This window comes from Vibrio sp. V43_P6S15P86 (assembly GCF_009904725.1).
Classification (GTDB): domain Bacteria; phylum Pseudomonadota; class Gammaproteobacteria; order Enterobacterales; family Vibrionaceae; genus Vibrio; species Vibrio diabolicus.
In genome coordinates this window covers 1-2,591 of sequence record NZ_WXWT01000144.1, presented here as the reverse complement: position 1 = coordinate 2,591, position 2,591 = coordinate 1, and the positions used below count along the sequence as shown (strand labels likewise).

The window sequence follows — 2,591 nt, the reverse complement described above, 5'->3', positions numbered from 1 at the left end:
ATAACGAACTGATTCTGCGTCAGCTGCTGTTCGATCCATATCGTTAAGTGTCGCAGAACCGTCCCATATCAGCTGGGTTAGTGTCACGGTGGCTTCTTTTCTTGTCAGATCCGTTGAATCTCGCCCTGCTTCTGCTGGGTTAATACCTTCATAACCGATACCGGCGTCTAAATCTACGGATGGGAGGTAAGCACCGCCAGATGCTTCATTCACATACTGCTTGCTAACGAATTCATTGAACGCACTTTTGATGTCAGGATTGGTTTTTAATGTGTTTTCAACCGCTTGCTCTAGTGTTTGCCCAAAAGCATGACTAGCTGCGAACACACCAATGCAAAAGGCGTTGGCACGAGTCCACTTCACTGTGATTCTCCTAGATAATAATAAAATTTCTCGAGGTGAGAGGGCTTATAAGTGGGATACCTATAAGGGCGTCAATAATTTAGCGCACAATAACATTAATACACGATGAAGTAACCTGTTGATTCATTGTTCATTTGTTTCATTCTTGATAAATCAATTCATTTGGCGGGTCTAAATTTTGAATAAGGATCCCGATTTTAAAGTGAAATTGATGTTTAACAAGAGTTGAGCGTCTTTTATTAAAATAAGACAAATATGCACCTGGGTTCTTATTGATGTATGACACATAATTACTTAATTGAGCATCAAATTGCTGTTATTGCACTATATAATCAGGCAATATATAGCAAATTAGTATTGTTAGTCAAAAACTTGACAGTTATTTAGGGTTAAGATTTATATGGATCGTACAGCGTTAGTGTCACTCGGTAATCAAGTCGTCGTAATAGGTTTAGATGGGGAGCTGAGAGTCCTAACAGAAGGACAACAGCCCCTACCAGGTGAAGTGGTAGTGGCAACGACAGATGCTGCACCTCTAAATTTGAACATTCAACTAACTGAAGAGCAAGGCTCAAAAGATATTTCTGATCATGTGGCACGAATTATTGGTGCTATTGAGCAAGGTCAAGACCCTTCTATAGTTGATGAAGAACTCGCGCCGGCAGCGGGTGAAAACAGTGGTTCAAGCTTACAAAATAGTGCCACGATTGCACGGGATGGCACTGAAGTGCTGGCCTCAACAAATTTTGAAACTATTGGCTTGGAATCCCTCGGTTTATCTGAAACACAAGCGTTGACCTTAAATGACTTTTTCGCAACAAATATAGAAACCAGTGGAGATGGCTCAAATAAACCGCTTACTAATTCTCCAGTGACATTAAGCGCTATCGAAGAAGATAGCGATCCCATCACGATAACTACCGAAGAATTACTATCGAAGGTCGATATTGACGATGCTGATACTCTTATCGTTACAAACGTCACTATTGAGAGTGGGAATGGCACTTTAATTGATAACAACGATGGATCTTGGACTTATATCCCAGAAGCTGATGATGATACTGAAGTGTCATTATCCTATGACATCATTGATGACGATGGGGGTGTTATTAATGGCACTGCTAATTTAGATATTAAGCCTGTTAATGACGCGCCAATAGCGACTAACGATGCGATTCAAACTGACGAAGATTCCCAGGTTGTAATTGATGTGCTCGCTAACGACAGTGACATTGAAGGTGACGATTTAACCATTACTTTTGCTTCTGTATCAGAAGAGCAAGGTATCGTTGAGATTGTCGATGGTAAGCTTGTTTTCACTCCGGCTGAAAACTTCAATGGTAATGCAACTATTAGCTACACCATCTCAGATGGTGAGCTAGAGGATGAAGCTCAAGTCTCGGTAACAGTAAACTCAGTTAACGATGCGCCTATTGCCCTTAATGACACAACAATTACAGAGGAAGATACCTCAGTAACGATTGATGTACTGCCAAACGACACTGACATCGATGGCGATGCGTTAAGCATCGAATCGGCGTCTGTGCCGAGTGACCAAGGTCAAGTCGAGATTATTGACGGCAAGCTTGTATTTACGCCAACTGAGAACTTCAATGGCGACGCTGAGATCACTTACACCGTCACCGATGGTGCGCTGACTGACGAAGCGACGGTCAAAGTTACGGTGAATGCTGTGAACGATACGCCTGTGGTTGAGAGTAGCATTGCAGACCAAACCTTGGCGGAAGATTTCACGCCATACACGATCGATCTGAATACGGCCTTCAGCGATGTGGATAACGTTGATGGCGAGCTGAGCTTCAGCGTTTCTGGCAACAGCAACATTCAAGTGGCGATCGTCAATGGCATTGCGACCATTAGCCCAACCGCAGACTGGAACGGCTCAGAAATCCTAACCTTTACGGCTACCGATCCAAGCGGTGAAAGCGTCAGCCAAACGGTGAACTTCACGGTTACCCCTGTGGCGGACATCGTGGCAGGCAGTGCGGATGTAGTCGAAGACACACCAACCATCATTAACGTCTTAGGTAACGACACGTTCGAAGGCACTGATAAAGTGGTGTCTTTGGACGCCGATAATGGTCCTAAAAATGGCACCGTCATTGTGAATAACAACGGCACGGTGACCTACACACCAGATGACAACTACGTCGGCAAAGATACGTTCACTTATGTCGTGACATCAGGCGGAGTATCCGAATTCACTA

Annotated in this window: 2 protein-coding genes; one reads left to right on the top strand and one right to left on the bottom strand. The window is 43.7% G+C overall.

Going from position 1 to position 2,591, the window contains the following annotated elements; all coding sequences use genetic code 11:
- Positions 1–363 (bottom strand): TolC family protein (locus CAG69_RS06320; RefSeq protein WP_161443241.1); only part of this gene is annotated, 363 nt, incomplete at its 3' end.
- Between the two features lie 400 nt (positions 364–763).
- On the opposite strand from CAG69_RS06320, the gene CAG69_RS06315 reads away from it, so the two are divergent.
- Positions 764–2,591 (top strand): cadherin-like domain-containing protein (locus CAG69_RS06315; RefSeq protein WP_202600711.1); only part of this gene is annotated, 1,828 nt, incomplete at its 3' end.